We start from the raw sequence: 15,507 nt of genomic DNA on the forward strand, positions 1-15,507 counted from the left end.
GCAGGATGGTTACGTGGGTGGCACCGCTCCGATGGAGGTCGAGCGTCCGGCGATGGACGTGCGGCCCGATTTGCCGTGGCTGACGATTGTCTGGAACGACCCGGTCAATCTTATGTCGTACGTCACATACGTCTTCCAGACGGTGTTCGGCTACCCCCGCCAGAAGGCGGAGAAGCTGATGATGGACGTGCACCACAAGGGCAAGGCGGTGGTCGCCAGCGGCAGCCGCGAGGAGATGGAGCGCGACGTCCAGATCCTGCACTCCTACGGCCTGTGGGCCACCGTCCAGCAGGACTCCTGATGGATCACACGGAACGATGAGCACGGAACGGGGTGACCTGTGAGCACCGGCTTCACGGCCACGGGTGCGGGCGTGTCCGTCACGCTCGATGCCGGGGAGGTGTCCGTGCTCACGTTGCTGGTCTCCCAGATCCTCGGCCTCGTCGAGCCCGGCGTGACGGGAGAGGACCCGCTGGAGCGGGCGCTCGGCATCGGCTCCGGCGACGCCCCTTCGGACCCGGTGCTCGCCCGGCTGTTCCCCTCGGCGTACGCCGAGGACGAGAAGGCGTCGGAGGAGTTCCGCCGCTACACCGAGGCGACACTGCGCGAGGGGAAGCGCGCCGACGCGCGGACGCTGCTGGACACAGCGGGGCCGGGAGTGGTGGAGCTCACCTCCGAGCAGGGGCAGGCGTGGCTGCGCGCGCTCAACGACGTACGGCTCGCGCTCGGCGTCCGGTTCGACGTGACGGAGCAGATCCACGAGGAGATGGCGGAGATGTCGGAGGAAGATCCGCGCTACCCGGCGCTCGCGATCTACGAGTGGCTGACCTATCTCCAGGACACTCTCGTCCGTGCCCTATGGTGAGGCCATGCTGACGATCGCGCGGGAGCTGGTGGACAAGATCGTGGCCCACGCGCGGGCGGATCACCCGGACGAGGCGTGCGGCGTGGTCGCCGGGCCCGCGGGCTCCGACCGGCCCGAGCGGTTCGTCCCGATGGAGAACGCCGAGCGTTCTCCGACGTTCTACCGGTTCGACTCGATGGAGCAGTTCCGGGTGTGGCGGGAGATGGACGACAAGGACGAGGAGCCCGTCGTCATCTACCACTCGCACACCGCGACGCAGGCCTACCCCTCCCGGACGGACGTGTCCTACGCGTCCGAGCCGAACGCCCACTACGTGCTGGTGTCGACGGCCTCGGACGACGTGGAGTTCCGGTCCTATCGCATCGTGGAGGGCGTCATAACGGAGGAGCCAGTCAAGATCGTGGAGGCGTACGGCTAGACTGGCCGCATGCCTTTTGATGACGTCCGCGCCGGGCTGTCGTCGGCTGTCCTCCGGGGTCGGGTGCGTCCCGAATCTCCCGTGCAGAAGTTCCTCTTCGCGCACACCCCTTCTGTCGTCGTCTACGACTGTCGCTGAATTCCGCACCGGAATCGCCGTGTGCCCGCCTCCGTTCCAATGAGGTGGGCCGTTCATCATGACGACCACAGATCAAGGAGACTGACCCACGATGGCTATCGAGGTCCGCATTCCGACCATCCTCCGCACCTACACCGGCGGCGCCAAGGCCGTGGACGCCACGGGCGTGACCCTGGACGAGCTGATCGGCGACCTGGAGTCGCGTCACCCGGGCCTGAAGGACCGCCTGGTGGACGGCGCCGGGCTGCGCCGCTTCGTGAACGTGTATCTCAACGACGAGGACGTCCGGTTCCTCGGCGGGCTGAGCACTCCGGTCGCCGACGGCGACACGGTGACGGTGCTGCCCGCCGTGGCCGGTGGCGCCCGCTAGGCGGGAGCCGTCCGTCATGCGTTTCGACTCGCTGATCGACTCGGTCGGTCGCACACCTCTGGTCGGCCTGCCGCGCCTGTCCCCGTCGGCCGACGTGCGGATCTGGGCGAAGCTGGAGGACCGCAACCCGACCGGGTCGATCAAGGACCGGCCCGCGCTGTGGATGATCGAGCAGGCGGAGAAGGACGGCCTGCTCACTCCCGGCTGCACGATCCTGGAGCCGACCTCGGGCAACACCGGCATCTCGCTGGCCATGTCCGCCCGGCTCAAGGGATACAAGCTGATCTGCGTCATGCCGGAGAACACCTCCGAGGAGCGCCGCCAGCTGCTGCGCATGTGGGGCGCCGAGATCATCTCGTCGCCCGCGGCGGGCGGGTCCAACGAGGCGGTCCGGGTCGCCAAGGGGCTCGCCGCCGAGCATCCCGACTGGGTGATGCTCTACCAGTACGGCAACCCGGCCAACTGGCGGTCCCACTACGAGTCGACCGGTCCGGAGATCTTCGCGGACCTGCCGACGGTGACCCACTTCGTGGCGGGGCTCGGCACCACGGGCACGCTCATGGGTGTGGGGCGCTACCTGCGGGAGAAGATCCCCGACATCAAGATCGTCGCCGCCGAGCCCCGGTACGGCGAGCTCGTCTACGGCCTGCGCAACGTGGACGAGGGGTTCGTCCCCGAGCTGTACGACGCCTCGGTGCTGACCACGCGGTTCTCCGTGACGTCGGCGGACGCCCTGCGCCGGACGCGGGAGCTGCTCGCGACCGAGGGCATCTTCGCCGGCATCTCCACCGGCTGCGCCCTGCACGCCGCCCTGGGCATGGCGCGCAAGGCCGTACAGGCGGGGGAGCGGGCCGACATCGTCTTCATCGTCGCCGACGGCGGCTGGAAGTACCTCTCGACCGGAGCCTACGAAGGCACCCTGGACGACGCGGAGGAGCGCCTGGAAGGCCAGCTCTGGGCCTAGGTCGTGTTTCGTGGATCTTTTTGGCCTACTGCGGTCGGCCAGATGGCGCCTCGCTTCGTTGTCGCCCCACCCACGAAAAACTCCCTAGCGGCCACGTGGGATTTCGCACAGAGCCGGCCGTGCTCAGGGTGAGGCACAGTTGCCGTGTCCTCATCCTGAGCCTGCCGGGCGTTAGCGTGCTGGATGGCGTCCCAGTAGTCCCACGACACAACCGCTGGGAATGTGAGGCGACGCGTCGACCGTCATGCCGCAGTGGCCAGGTGAGTGCGGCGGCCGGTCCAGATCCAGACGAGCTGAAGGGCGCTCATGCCGAACATCAGGACGCCCAATGGGATGTGCAGGGTCTTCACCTGCGCGATGCCCAGCGCCACCTGCGCCAGCGTGAGCCCCAAGAACCCGCCCGCGTACAGGATGGGCCTGGGCGAGCCGCCGCCTGGCCGCCACACCAAGATCGCGACGACCAGGTGCAACAGCGCCACCACGAACAGCCCGTACGCCCCAGCACTATGCAGTGCCGCACTGTTGGGTGAAGACAACAACAGCCCCGCGGTGATCGCCTGGACGAAGACGCCCACGGTTTGCAGGGTGATCGCGATACGCAAGAACATGAGGTTGCCCTGCTTCGTCGTCGTGCGCGTGGGCATGGCGAGGTTTCCCTTCCCAATCTCAGCGAGGGTTTGAGGCTTGGGACCAGGTGTCCCAGTAGTCCGACGACACAACTGCCGGGAATGTGAGGTGACGCGCCAACCTCACAGTTCGGCGCGTTGTCTCGTCGATCTGGTGAGGGCGGATGCGACCAAGGAAGTCGGGGGCACCATGACCACCCAATCGGAGTCAGGAGACGGTCGGCTCGATCCGAGCCTGAGCGCGATCATGAGTGAGCGGCGTCAGCTGATCAATCTGGCGTACCGGCTGCTGGGCTCCCTGGCCGATGCCGAGGATGTCGTACAGGAGACGTACGCCCGCTGGTACGCCATGTCCCGGCAGCAGCAGGAGGCGATCGAGTCGCCCGGCGCGTGGTTGACGAAGGTGGCCAGTCGCATCTGCCTGGACCTGCTCGGCTCGGCTCGGGCCCGGCGCGAGAGCTACGTGGGCGAATGGGTCCCGGAGCCGTTGCCCGATCGTACGGAGTGGATCAGCGGGCGGCTGGGCGGCGCCATGGTCGATCCGGCCGACCGGGTCACTCTCGATGAGTCGGTCAACATGGCTTTCTTGGTCGTGCTCGAGTCGATGACCCCGGCCGAGCGTGTCGCGTTCATCCTGCACGATGTCTTCCGGTATTCCTTCGCCGAAGTGGCCGAGATCGTCGGCCGCACTCCGGCGGCATGTCGCCAGCTGGCCTCCTCGGCCCGCCGTCGCATCCGCGCCGCGCAGGCTCCCGCGGCTCCGACAGGGCGGCAGGCCGGCCTCGTCGGGGACTTCAAGCGGGCCTGGGAGGCGAAGGACATCGAGGCCCTCGTCGGCCTCCTCGACCCCGACGCCACGATGGTCGCCGATGGCGGTGGCCTGGTCAGCGCCGTGCTCCGCCCAATCGAAGGCGGCGAGCAGATCGCCCGCTACATCATCGCCATTGCCGACATGGCACCCAACCTGACGATCCTGGAGCGTACGGTCAACGGTCAGCCCGGTCTGGTGGCCCAGCACAACGGCGTCACCGTGACGGTGGCGGCGTTCGACGTTCCAGGCAACCGGATCAAGCGCATCTGGGCGGTACGCAACCCCGAAAAGCTCTGGCCTTGGACGGTGAGGCCACAGCACCGGGACCAACCCAGCAGCGCAGCCGTCGAAGCAACCGACAGTGATTACGCCGTGTGCCGTCGTCGGCGAAGGTGAACGCGGTCAGACCGCACCTCGCGTAGGCGAAAGCGGCGATCTTCCGAGTGTTGTTGCCGTGTTGTTGCTGCGAGCGGCGTGGTCACGCGGGACCGCGTGACCACGCCGGGGTCATGTCAGTTGAACACGACCCGGAGGAGGAATCCCGCGCCCTCGTCGCTCACGCGGCCGCTCAGGCCCACCGCGCGCAGCATCTGGAGGTCGGCCGCGGAGTCGCCCTGCACATCCTTGAGATAGAGGGGCTCGACCTTGTCGAGGTCGGCGTACAGGCCGAAGGTGGCGTCCTGGGCTCCGGGCACCGCCAGCCGGAACGCCTCGCTGTCGCCGAGCGTGCCCTCCGAGTTGAGCTTGTTCGCGTAGTCCTGGGAGGCGGCCACGACCAGCTTGTCGTCGCCGTCGACCTTGACGAGCTGGGGTGTCGCCCCGTTCCCGGAGGCGGCCGTCTCCAGCTTGTTCAGGACCGCCCGTGCCTTGGCCGGGTCGGTGTGCAGCACCACGCCGACGTTCGGCTGCTCGGCGTTCAGGCCTTCGGCGTCCACGGCGGCGGTGACTCCCTCGCCGAGCAGCGTGATCAGGTCGCCCGGAAGGGCCAGGCCGGTCTCCTGGGAGAGCCGCGCCACCGCGCCCCTGTCAGCGGATTCGACTGCCTTCTGGATCTTGGGCCACTGCTCGCCCAGGATGGCGCCGAGACCGGAGATCCCGATCGCGCCGGCCGTGGAGGCGGGCAGCTCGCCCAGCTTGAGCGGCTTGGCGTCGGTCTTCGTCGTCTCGATGCCGCGGGTGAACCCGGTCAGCTCGGCGTAGTCGTCGCCGAACCTGAGCGCTCCGGTGAACCGGGCGTTCCTCACGAGGTCCGTCACGGCCGGGTTCTGGTCCTTGCCTGTGTTCTCGGCGATCGCGCCGAGGTCCGCCCAGAAGGACAGCACGCCCGGCTCGCCCAGCGCGTCGAGGTCGCCGGTGAACCGCTCGTTCTCCGACAGCGGCGTCGCCCCTGCGTACCGGTCGGCCTTCTCCTGGTTTTCCGCGATGATCACGTAGCCCTCGCGGAAGACGACGCCGGCCTTCGTCCCCTCCGTCCCGGAGTCCAGCTTGGCGAAGGCCGTCTTGGCCGCGGCCTCGTCCTTGACCTGGATCGCCACGACCGCGTCCGGCTCCGAGCCGACCCGGGCCGGGGCGAGTATGGCGGCGCCGATCCGGTCGCCCAGCCACGGCTCGACGTCCTTGGCGAAGTCGAGTTCGGCGAACGCGCTCACGCCCTTGCGCATCTCCTCGAACAGGGCCTTGCGCGGGTCGTCCCCGGCGAAGACGTCCTTGGTGGCGGAGAACTTGCGGGCGATGTTGAGCAACGCGAGCTTCTGGTTGGCCGCAGGGTCGAGGTCGAGCCGCAGGTAGCCGATGGCGTTGCCGGGGAGCACCTCGTGGGGCTGGGTTCCCCCGCCGCTGAGCATGCTCGCCGCCCACACGCCGCCTCCGCCGACGACGCCCACGAGGAGCGCCGCGACGAGCGCGATGATCCAGCCGCGACCGCGCTTCGCGGGGGTGGGTGGCACGGGGGCGTACCCGAGCTCCTCCGGGTGCGGCCACTGCCGGGTGTGGGCGTCGTTCGAAGGCTGTGGCTGCGGCGACCGGTAAGCGATCGTCTGGTCGGGATCCTGCCCCTCAGGGAACGGGGGGATATCGGCAGGCATGTCTCTCTCACATTTCCGGTTACAGCGGGCAATCTTGAATGTAAGCCACAACGGTAGCGAAACTCATGCACTTTGCTTGACCCGGACGGTAGCGGTTCCGGAGGAGTCGATAAGGTATTCACTAGAACAACATTCGGCAGACGGGGGCGCGGTGACCAAGTTCGACGAGGCGACGCAGGCGATCAAGGTGGACGACACGACCTACGACGTCTGCCTCGACGACGGATACGCAATCGGCGGCCCCCTGAACGGCGGATACCTGATGGCCGTGATGCTGCGGGCGGTGACGGACTCCTCCCCGCACGCGCACCCCGTCTCGACCTCCGCGCAGTTCCTCCGGGCTCCGGCGCCCGGACCGGCCAGGGTCAGGCTGGAGCGGCTCAAGACGGGCCGGACCGCGACCATGACACGGGCGACGCTCATCCGGGACGGCGAGCGGTACATCGACATGCAGGTCACGACGGCCACGCTGGACGGGGACGCCGCACCGCACTGGTCGGCGCCCCCGGAGACCGCCATGCCCGACCAGGCCGACTGCGTACGGTTCCCCAACCCCAAGCCCGAGTCGAACATGACGCTGAGCACGCAGATCGACCTGCTGTTCGACCCGAGCTCGATCGGATGGCTGCGCGGCGCGCCCAGCGGGCGCCCGGAGTCGCGCGCGTACTTCCGGATGGTCGAGCCGCAGGACCCGGACCCGTACGTCCTGGCGCTCGCCGTGGACTCGCTCCCGCCGGTGGTGTTCTCGACGGGCGCCAGGGGATGGGCGCCGACGGTCGAGCTGACCTGGCATCTGCGCGCGCTGCCCGCGCCCGGCTGGCTGACCCTGCTCGGCAGCGGCAGGCTGATCAGCGACGGCTGGTTCGACGAGGAGGTCGAGGTGTGGGACTCGGCCGGCCGCCTGGTCGCCCAGTGCCGCCAGCTCGCCCGCGTCGGCCGCGGCTGAGCCGGGGGGTTGTGTCATGGATCCCCTGCTGCTCCGAGTGTGAGGCCCACGATGGCTCCGCCGCCCGAGCGGTTGGCGGCGAAGGCGGCACCGCCGTGGCGGTGTGCGACGTCCTTGACGATGGCCAGGCCCAGGCCGGAGCCGGGCAGGTCGCGGGTGGCGATCGCGCGGTAGAAGCGGTCGAAGACGCGCTCCAGGTCGTGCTCGGCGATGCCGGGACCCCGGTCGCGGACCTCGATCCGCCCGGCCTCCGTGACCAGATCGATCGGCTCGGCGCCGTCAGGGTCGAACTTCGCGGCGTTGTCGAGCAGGTTGGACATGGCGCGCTTGAGAGCCACCGGGCGCGCGGTGACCACGGCGGGGGCGGCGCGTACCCGGATCTCCCGCCCGCTGCGGCGCCTGGCCATGGCCGCCGTCTCTTCGGCGAGGTCGGCCAGCTGGATCTCGACCGGCTCTTCGCCCTCGTGCTCGCCGGCGGCCAGCTCCAAGAGCTCGTCGACGAGGGTGGTCAGCTGGCGCGACTCCTGGGTCAAGTCCCGTAGGAGGTTCTCCCGCTCCTGCGGCGGCAGCTCGCCCAGGCGGGGCAGGATCGCGATGTTCGCACGCAGGCTCGTGAGCGGCGTACGCAGTTCGTGCCCTGCGTCCTGGACCAGACGTTGCTGGTCGTGCTTGGCGCGGGCGAGACGGCCGAGCATGTCGTCGAAGGACCGGCCGAGCCGGCCGATCTCGTCCTCGCCGGTGACCGGCACGGCCACCTCCAGCTCGCCGGTGGAGGCGACCTCTTCGGCGACGGCGGTCAGCCGGATCAGCCGCCGGGTGCTCCTGCGGGCCAGCCACCATCCGCCTACCGCCGCGATGACGACGACGGCCCCGGCCAGGAGCATGACACGTCGGCCCAGCTGGGCCAGGAGCCCGTCGGTGTCACTGAGCCGCTGGGTGATCCTGATGGCACCACGGCCGTCGCCGAGTGGCATGGTGGCGGTGCGATAGCGCACGCCACCGATGGTGAACTCGCCCCGGGGCCCGTTGCCGGGCTGTCGGTCGGTGCCCGGCCTGTCCAAAGGGAGCGGGGCAGGGCGCTGCGCGGCGGACTCGGGACCCAGGATCTGGATGCTGATCCGGGCGGCCCGGAACAACTTGGGCAGCAGATTCCGGCCGGGGTTGTCGGTGCTGAGGTCGTCGGCCGCGAAGCGTCCCTGCCGCACCTGGATCTGCAGGTCGCTGACGATCCCCGCGAAGAGGGCCTTCTCGTCGGCGCGCACCATGTCGGCGGCGGTGTCGTAGCTCAGCCCGCCGACGAGCACGATGACCAGCGTTCCCATGGCGGCGAAGCCAAGCGCCAGAGTGGTGCGCAGGCTGCGACGGCTCATGGTCGCCTCAGGGCGTAGCCGACCCCGCGCACGGTGTGGATCAGCGGCGGCCGCCCGGGCACGTCCAGCTTGCGGCGCAGGTAGCCGACGTAGACGACGAGGTTCTTGGCCCCGGGGCCGAAGTCGTAGCCCCAGATGTGCTCGTAGATGGTGGCGTGGCTGAGGACGATGCCCTGGTTGCGGGCCAATAGTTCGAGCAGGTCGAATTCGGTGCGGGTGAGGGCGAGCTCGCACGGGCCGCGCCAGGCGCGCCGGGCGGCGGGGTCCACGCGCAGGTCGCCGACCTGGATGACGGCGCCGTCCTGCCCGTGCCCGGCGCGACGCAGCAGCGCGCGCAGGCGGGCCGACAGTTCCAGCGGTTCGAACGGCTTGGGCAGGTAGTCGTCCGCGCCGGCGTCCAGGCCGGCCACCCGGTCGGAGGTCTCGACCCTGGCGGTGAGCATCAGGATCGGCGTCTGGTCGCCTTCGGCGCGCAACACCCGGCACACGCCGAGCCCGTCGACGCCCGGCATCATCACATCCAGCACCAGCACATCAGCGGCGCGATCATGTGCGGCGGCCAGGGCCTGGACGCCGTCGGCCACGGCGATCACCTCGTACCCTTCCAGGCGGAGGATGCGCACCAGGGAGTCCCGGATGGGCCGGTCGTCCTCAGCGAGCAGCACGGTGTAGGTCACCAGCGAATTGTGGCAATGACAGCACGTTTGTCGGTGATTTCTTGCCATCCTCTTGCCTTGCTCACGTGGTGCTGTAGCCCGGCCCGGCCACGCTGATGTGCCATGACAATGGACGACAACGCGGGAGAGCCCGTCATCCGGGTCGAGGGCCTGCGTAAGGAGTACGGCAGTGCGGCGGCACTGGACGGAGTCTCCCTGGAGATCCGCGCCGGGGAGTCCGTGGCGGTCATGGGCCCCTCGGGCTGCGGCAAGTCGACCCTGCTCAACATGGTCGCGGGCCTGGATCGACCGACCTCGGGCACGATCCTGGTGCACGGGCAGGATCTGGGCCGGCTGGACGAGACCGGCCTGGCGTTGTTCCGGCGCCGGCAGATCGGCATGATCTTCCAGTTCTTCAACCTCATCGACGACCTGCCCGCGCTGGACAACGTCACTCTGGCCGCGCAGCTGACCGGCACCCCGGCCAGGCAGGCGCGCCTGCGCGCACTGGAGTTACTCGAGGAACTCGGCGTGGCCGGGCGCCGTGACAACTACCCGGCGACGCTGAGCGGGGGCGAGCGTCAGCGGGTCGCGGTCGCCAGGGCTCTGATGAACCGCCCTGCCCTCCTGCTGGCCGACGAGCCGACCGGAGCGCTGGACAGCGGCTCCGGCCGGCAGGTGATGGACCTGCTGGTCGATCTCAACCGGGCCGGCCACACCCTGCTGATCGTCACCCACGATCCTCAGCTGGCCACCCGCTGCGCCACCCGGCTGGTCGAGTTCGCCGACGGCAGGGTGGTGCGCCAGAGCGCGCTGGAGTCGGCCTCATGAGCGCGGTGTGGCAGGCCGCGCGCGCGGCGGTACGGCGGCGCAGACTCCAGACCGTGGTGATCGGGCTGGTCGTGCTCGCTTCCAGCGCCACCAGCATGCTCGCGCTGGGGCTGATCGACGCCGCCACCTCCCCCTTCGACAAGGCATTCGGCCAGCAGAACGGTGCCCACGTGGTCGCCGTCTTCGATACCGCGAAGGTCTCGCGCGCCGAGTTGGAGAAGACCACCCGGCAGGAGGGCGTCGAGGCCGCGGCCGGTCCTTTCGACCAGACGATCATCGCCGTCCCCAAGGGCTCGCCCGCCGCGCCCGCCGGACCTCTCGTCGTAGCGGGCCGGGCCGACCCCGCAGGTGCCGTGGACCGCGTCGAGGTCGTCCAGGGGCGCTGGCCCTCCGCCCCCGGAGAGATCGCCATCAACCAGGGCTTCAACGTCCCACCCAAGCCCGGCGCCCTGGGATCGAAGCTCGAGCTGCCCGGGGGAACGTCACTGACCGTCGTCGGCTTCGCCACCAGCATGAGCCGATCCGCCGGTGCGTGGGTGCTCCCCGAGCAACTTGCGCTCGCCCCGGCCACCAGCCAGATGCTCTACCGCTTCGCATCGGCGGCGACGGAGCAGCAGATCCGTACAAGCCTGGCCACCATCACCGCGGCGCTGCCGGAGGGGGCCTTGAGCAGCTCTCGCTCCTATCTCTCCGTCAAGGCGGCCTTCTCCGGCCAGAGTGAGGACTACCTGCCCTTCATGACGCTCTTCGGCGTCCTCGGACTGGTGGTCGCGGTCCTGATCGTCGGCAACGTGATCAGCGGCGCGGTCATTTCGGGGTTCAGGCACATCGGCGTGCTCAAGGCGCTGGGCTTCACCCCCAACCAGGTGGTCGCGGTCTATCTCACCATGGTCTGCCTGCCCGCCGTGGCCGGCTGCGTCCTGGGAATCACGCTCGGCGCCCTGCTGACCAAACCCGTTCTGCAGGCCGCCTTCGAGGGCATCGAGACCGGCACTGCCACCATCGGGACCAGCGCCTGGGTCCCGATCGTCGTCCTGATCGCCATGCCCGCGCTGGCCGCCCTCGCCGCACTGATCCCCGCACTGCGGGCGCGCCGGCTCTCGGCCACCCGCGCCCTCAACGCGGGCAGCGCGCCGCGCACCGGCCGCGGGCTGCGGGCGCAGCGCCTCCTCGGCGCGACCCGACTGCCGCGTTCCCTCAGCCTGGGCCTGGGCCAGCCGTTCGCCCGCCCTGGACGCTCCCTCATGGCCATGGGCGCCGTCATCGTAGCTGTGACCACGGTGACCCTCTCCACCGGCCTGACCAGCACACTCGTCGCCTTCGCCGAAGCCGGCGGCACCGGCGCGGCCACCGAGTTCTACGTGCGCGCCGGCAGGCCCGGACTCGGGCAGCCGACGCGGAAGCTGAGCGACCGGGAGACCGAGAAGATGCTCCGCGCCCTGCCCGGCACCCTCAAGGTCACCGCGGGCGTCTTCGTCGGCGTGGACCTGGCCGGCTACCAGCAGCAGCCGCTCGACGTGCAGTTCCTGCGCGGGGACACGCCCAGCCTGGCCGGCCAGATAGTCAAGGGCCGCTGGCTGGAAGGACCGGGCGAGGTCATCGTCCCGCCGGCATTCCTGTCCCAGCGGGGCCTGAACATCGGCGATGAGATCACCCTGACGCTCAAGGGCAAGCAGGAACCGGCCACCATCGTCGGAGAGGTCATGGACGGCGGGCCCCGCTTCATCTGGTCCTCCTGGCAGACGCTGGCCGCGCTCGACCCGAAGATCCCAGCCGACCTCTACCACGTCCAGCTCACGCCCGGCGCCGACCCCAAGGCCTACGCGAAGGCGGTCCGATCCGCCGATCCCGGACTGCGTGCAGAAATCGACGCGGACCTGGGCGAGTCCATCAGTACTCCCACCGTGGTCGGGTTCGCCTCGATCTTCACCGTGCTGCTCACGCTGGTCGCGGCACTCGGCGTCTTCAACACCGTCCTGCTGAACGCCAGGGAGCGTCGCCGCGACCTGGGCATGCTCAAATCGATCGGCATGACGCCGCGGCAGGTCACGGTGATGATGACGGCCTCCGTGGCGCTTCTGGGCACAGTGGGCGGGCTGCTCGGCATCCCCATCGGGATCGCCGGACACCGCATCGTTGTGGACAGTGTCGGCTCGATCGTCTTCCCCGAGTCGGCGAAGGCGGTCTGGCATGTGCCGCAGCTGGCCCTGTTGACCCTCGCGGGCCTGGCGATCGCCGTCCTCGGCGCGTTCGCTCCCGCGCGGTCGGCGGCGCGCCTGACGATCGCCGAGGTGCTCCACACGGAGTAGCCGCTACGCGAAGCCGCCCAGCGCGAAACCCACCGGCGGTGTGACCATTCTTACCCTCAGTGAACCGCCGCCGGTCCCCTAACCTTGGGACTCATGCCGGAGAACAGCAGGCCGATCGGGATCTTCGACAGCGGTGTGGGCGGCCTCACCGTCGCGCGGGCGATCATCGATCAGCTGCCGCACGAACCGATCGTGTACGTGGCCGACACCGCCCGCCAGCCGTACGGGCCGAAGGCGATCGCCGAGGTGCGCAAGTACGCCCTGGAGGTCATGGACCACCTGGTCGAGCACGACGTCAAGATGCTCGTCATCGCCTGCAACAGCGCCAGCGCCGCCGTGCTGCGCGACGCACGGGAGCGGTACGACGTCCCGGTCATCGAGGTGATCCAGCCGGCCACCCGGCGGGCCGTGCGCGCCACCCGCAACGGCAAGGTCGGGGTGATCGGCACGCGGGCCACGATCGCGTCGATGGCCTACCACGACGCGTTCGCCGCCGCCCCCGACGTCGAGCTGGTCGGCGTGCCCGCGCCGCTGCTCGTCGACTTCGTGGAGCGCGGCGAGACGATGAGCGACGAGCTCATCGAGGTGATCCGCGGCTATCTGAAACCGATCCAGGACGCCGACTGCGACACGCTGATCCTCGGCTGCACCCACTATCCCCTGCTCACCGGCGCGGTCTCGTACGTCACGGGGGAGGGCGTCACACTCGTGTCCAGCGCCGAGGAGACGGCCAAGGACGTCTACCGCGTCCTCCACGACCGGGGTCTGCCGCGGTCGCCGGGCGAGCCGCCGCGGCATATCTTCCGCGCGACGGGGGAGACGGCTCTGTTCGAGCAGCTCGGCCGGCGCTTCCTCGGCCCGGAGATCCAGGCGGTGGAGCTCGCCCCGATGGGGGACGGTTCAGGCGACGGGCGAGTCGACGATTCCGGCGACGGGAGGGCGCGGTGAAGCTGACGATCATCGGCTGCTCTGGCAGCTTCCCCGGTCCGGAAAGCCCGGCCTCCTGCTACCTCCTGGAGGCCGACGGATTCCGACTGCTCCTGGACTTCGGCAACGGGGCGCTCGGCGCGCTGCAGCGCCACGCCGGGCTCTACGACGTGGACGCCATCTGCCTGTCCCACCTGCACGCCGACCACTGCCTCGACCTGTGCGCGTACCACGTCGTGCGGACGTACTCCCCGGACGGGCCGCTGCCCAAGGTCCCGGTCTACGCCCCGGCCGATGCCTCGCGCCGGCTCAACGCGGCGTACGCGATGCCCGATGAGCCGGTGATGGAGAGCTCCTTCGACTTCGTACGGCTCCAGCCCGGCGTGCGGCGCATCGGCCCGTTCGAGGTGGTCACCGCGCCGATGAACCACCCGGTCGAGACGTACGGCTTCCGCGTCTCCCACGGCGGGCGCTCCATGGCGTACTCGGCGGACACCGGCGAGTCGGCCGAGCTGGTCACGCTGGCCCGCGACGTGGACGTGCTGCTGTGCGAGGCGTCGTTCGTCGAGGGCCCGGGTGAGCGGCCCGACATCCACCTCACCGGGCGGCAGGCGGCCGAGCACGCGGCCAGGGCCGGGGCGCGGAGCCTCGTGCTCACCCACCTCGTGCCGTGGTACGACCAGGAGCGGGTGCTCGGCGACGCGGCCGCCGGGGGCTTCGGCGGCCGGACCGAGTTGGCCCGAAGCGGTGCGGTATATGACCTAGGGTGAGCGTCATGGCTCGTGCAGACGGACGTCGACCCGATCAGCTTCGCCCCGTGACGATCACCAGGAACTGGCTCGCCCATGCCGAGGGTTCCGTGCTCGTCGAGTTCGGTGGCACCAAGGTGCTGTGCGCCGCGACGGTGGAGGCGGGCGTGCCCCGCTGGCGCAAAGGCAGCGGCCTGGGCTGGGTCACCGCCGAGTACGCCATGCTGCCCCGCTCGACCAACACCCGCAGCGATCGCGAGTCGGTCCGCGGCAAGATCGGCGGGCGGACCCACGAGATCTCCCGGCTGATCGGCCGCTCGCTGCGCGCCTGCGTCGACTACAAGGCGCTCGGGGAGAACTCCGTCCTCCTCGACTGCGACGTGCTGCAGGCGGACGGCGGCACCCGCACCGCCGCCATCACGGGCGCGTACGTCGCGCTCGCCGACGCGATCGCCTGGATGCGCGGCAAGAAGATGTGCCCCGGCAACCCGCTGGTCGACTCGGTGGCGGCCGTCTCGGTCGGCGTCGTCGGCTCCGAGCCGATGCTCGACCTGTGCTACGTCGAGGACGTCAAGGCCGAGACCGACATGAACGTGGTGATGACCGGCAAGGGCGACTTCGTGGAGGTCCAGGGCACGGCCGAGGGCGCGCCCTTCGACCGCACCACGCTGGACGGCCTGCTCGACCTGGCCGCCGTCGGGTGCGCGGAGCTCACCCGCCTGCAGGCCGAGGCGCTTGCCTGACCCGCCGGTACGGCCCGGCTGCGAGCAGCCGGTAGCAAGGGAGAAAGAAAGAATGCACAAGGTCGTCCTGGCCACCCGCAACGCGGGGAAGGTCGCCGAGCTCCGCCGGATCCTGGCCGAGTCCGGCGCCCAGGTCGAGCTCCTCGGGATGGACTCCTTCCCCGAAGTCCCGGACGTCGCCGAGACCGGCCTCACGTTCGCCGAGAACGCCCTGCTCAAGGCGCATGCGGTGGCCTCCGAGACCGGCCTGCCCGCCATCGCGGACGACTCCGGACTCTGCGTGGACGCGCTGAACGGCATGCCCGGCATCTTCTCGGCCAGGTGGGCGGGATCCCACGGGGACGACAAGGCCAACCTCGACCTCCTGCTCGCCCAGGTCTCCGACGTGCCCGACGGGCGCCGCCGGGCGCACTTCGCCTGCACGGCGGCGCTCGCGCTGCCGTCCGGAGCGGAGCAGGTCGTCGAGGGCACCGTGGACGGGGTCCTGATCCGGGAGCCGCGCGGCACCAACGGCTTCGGCTACGACCCGATCTTCGTGCCCGAGGGTGAGACCCGGACGACCGCCGAGCTGTCGCCCGAGGAGAAGGACGCGATCAGCCACCGCGGCCGGGCCTTCCGTGCGCTCGCGGCCGAGCTGCCCGAGCTGCTGGGGTCCTCCTCCTGAACGATTCCCGTTCCCCGCTCGGCTGCCCCGAAGGTG

The 15,507-nt window shown here is 70.0% G+C and carries 18 protein-coding genes; 14 read left to right on the forward strand and 4 right to left on the reverse strand.

Annotated features, from left to right (window positions below; all coding sequences use genetic code 11):
- The first annotated feature begins 31 nt into the window (after positions 1-31).
- The 6 genes from clpS to QSK17_RS26525 all read left to right on the forward strand — a co-directional run bounded on the left by clpS (position 32) and on the right by QSK17_RS26525 (position 2,755).
- A complete protein-coding gene (gene clpS / locus QSK17_RS26500) occupies positions 32-301 on the forward strand; it encodes an ATP-dependent Clp protease adapter ClpS (protein WP_285708132.1) in 270 nt (89 codons plus the stop codon).
- Positions 302-340: 39 nt separating this feature from the next.
- Positions 341-865 (forward strand): DUF2017 domain-containing protein, encoded by a 525-nt coding sequence (locus QSK17_RS26505; RefSeq protein WP_285708040.1) that lies wholly within the window; start codon positions 341-343, stop codon positions 863-865.
- A gap of 4 nt (positions 866-869) precedes the next feature.
- Complete coding sequence (locus QSK17_RS26510) at positions 870-1,283, forward strand: M67 family metallopeptidase (protein ID WP_285708042.1); 414 nt, start codon at positions 870-872, stop codon at positions 1,281-1,283.
- 9 nt (positions 1,284-1,292) lie between these two features.
- Positions 1,293-1,421, forward strand: coding sequence for a hypothetical protein (locus QSK17_RS26515; RefSeq protein ID WP_285708043.1), 129 nt, complete (start codon positions 1,293-1,295; stop codon positions 1,419-1,421).
- A gap of 91 nt (positions 1,422-1,512) precedes the next feature.
- Entirely contained in the window at positions 1,513-1,791 is a 279-nt protein-coding gene (locus tag QSK17_RS26520) for a MoaD/ThiS family protein (RefSeq protein WP_285708044.1), read from the forward strand.
- A gap of 16 nt (positions 1,792-1,807) precedes the next feature.
- Positions 1,808-2,755, forward strand: a complete 948-nt coding sequence (locus QSK17_RS26525; protein ID WP_285708045.1) for a PLP-dependent cysteine synthase family protein — start codon at positions 1,808-1,810, stop codon at positions 2,753-2,755.
- Positions 2,756-2,997: 242 nt separating this feature from the next.
- On the opposite strand, the gene QSK17_RS26530 is transcribed toward QSK17_RS26525, so the two are convergent.
- Positions 2,998-3,399: a hypothetical protein gene (locus QSK17_RS26530; protein ID WP_285708046.1), complete on the reverse strand. Its 402-nt coding sequence runs from the start codon at positions 3,397-3,399 to the stop codon at positions 2,998-3,000.
- Positions 3,400-3,628: 229 nt separating this feature from the next.
- Between QSK17_RS26530 and sigJ the strand changes: the two genes are divergently transcribed.
- Positions 3,629-4,588 carry an RNA polymerase sigma factor SigJ gene (gene sigJ, locus QSK17_RS26535; protein WP_285708047.1) on the forward strand — a complete coding sequence of 320 codons (960 nt, stop codon included), beginning with the start codon at positions 3,629-3,631 and terminating at the stop codon, positions 4,586-4,588.
- A gap of 116 nt (positions 4,589-4,704) precedes the next feature.
- Here sigJ and QSK17_RS26540 read toward each other — a convergent pair whose 3' ends face one another.
- A complete protein-coding gene (locus QSK17_RS26540; protein WP_285708049.1) occupies positions 4,705-6,276 on the reverse strand; it encodes a DUF3352 domain-containing protein in 1,572 nt (523 codons plus the stop codon).
- A gap of 151 nt (positions 6,277-6,427) precedes the next feature.
- On the opposite strand from QSK17_RS26540, the gene QSK17_RS26545 reads away from it, so the two are divergent.
- Positions 6,428-7,222, forward strand: coding sequence for a thioesterase family protein (locus tag QSK17_RS26545; protein ID WP_285708050.1), 795 nt, complete (start codon positions 6,428-6,430; stop codon positions 7,220-7,222).
- 14 nt (positions 7,223-7,236) lie between these two features.
- On the opposite strand, the gene QSK17_RS26550 is transcribed toward QSK17_RS26545, so the two are convergent.
- Positions 7,237-8,592, reverse strand: a complete 1,356-nt coding sequence (locus QSK17_RS26550) for a sensor histidine kinase (RefSeq protein ID WP_285708051.1) — start codon at positions 8,590-8,592, stop codon at positions 7,237-7,239.
- Positions 8,589-9,269, reverse strand: coding sequence for a response regulator transcription factor (locus QSK17_RS26555; protein WP_285708052.1), 681 nt, complete (start codon positions 9,267-9,269; stop codon positions 8,589-8,591). Before QSK17_RS26555 ends, QSK17_RS26550 begins: the two co-directional genes overlap by 4 nt.
- A gap of 102 nt (positions 9,270-9,371) precedes the next feature.
- Between QSK17_RS26555 and QSK17_RS26560 the strand changes: the two genes are divergently transcribed.
- The 6 genes from QSK17_RS26560 (at position 9,372) to QSK17_RS26585 (ending at position 15,471) form a co-directional block, all read left to right on the forward strand.
- Positions 9,372-10,079: an ABC transporter ATP-binding protein gene (locus QSK17_RS26560; protein WP_285708053.1), complete on the forward strand. Its 708-nt coding sequence runs from the start codon at positions 9,372-9,374 to the stop codon at positions 10,077-10,079.
- Positions 10,076-12,388: an ABC transporter permease gene (locus QSK17_RS26565; RefSeq protein WP_285708054.1), complete on the forward strand. Its 2,313-nt coding sequence runs from the start codon at positions 10,076-10,078 to the stop codon at positions 12,386-12,388. The genes QSK17_RS26560 and QSK17_RS26565 overlap by 4 nt, the downstream gene beginning before the upstream one ends.
- A gap of 93 nt (positions 12,389-12,481) precedes the next feature.
- Positions 12,482-13,336 carry a glutamate racemase gene (gene murI / locus QSK17_RS26570; RefSeq protein WP_285708056.1) on the forward strand — a complete coding sequence of 285 codons (855 nt, stop codon included), beginning with the start codon at positions 12,482-12,484 and terminating at the stop codon, positions 13,334-13,336.
- Positions 13,333-14,085 carry an MBL fold metallo-hydrolase gene (locus tag QSK17_RS26575; protein WP_285708057.1) on the forward strand — a complete coding sequence of 251 codons (753 nt, stop codon included), beginning with the start codon at positions 13,333-13,335 and terminating at the stop codon, positions 14,083-14,085. The genes murI and QSK17_RS26575 overlap by 4 nt, the downstream gene beginning before the upstream one ends.
- Positions 14,086-14,090: 5 nt before the next feature.
- Positions 14,091-14,807, forward strand: a complete 717-nt coding sequence (gene rph / locus QSK17_RS26580) for a ribonuclease PH (protein ID WP_285708058.1) — start codon at positions 14,091-14,093, stop codon at positions 14,805-14,807.
- Positions 14,808-14,859: 52 nt separating this feature from the next.
- The gene (locus tag QSK17_RS26585) at positions 14,860-15,471 is read left to right on the forward strand and encodes an XTP/dITP diphosphatase (RefSeq protein WP_285708059.1); all 612 of its coding nucleotides are present in this window, start codon (positions 14,860-14,862) and stop codon (positions 15,469-15,471) included.
- Positions 15,472-15,507: the final 36 nt, after the last annotated feature.

It is taken from the genome of Microtetraspora sp. NBRC 16547 (genome assembly GCF_030268965.1).
Taxonomy (GTDB): domain Bacteria; phylum Actinomycetota; class Actinomycetes; order Streptosporangiales; family Streptosporangiaceae; genus Microtetraspora.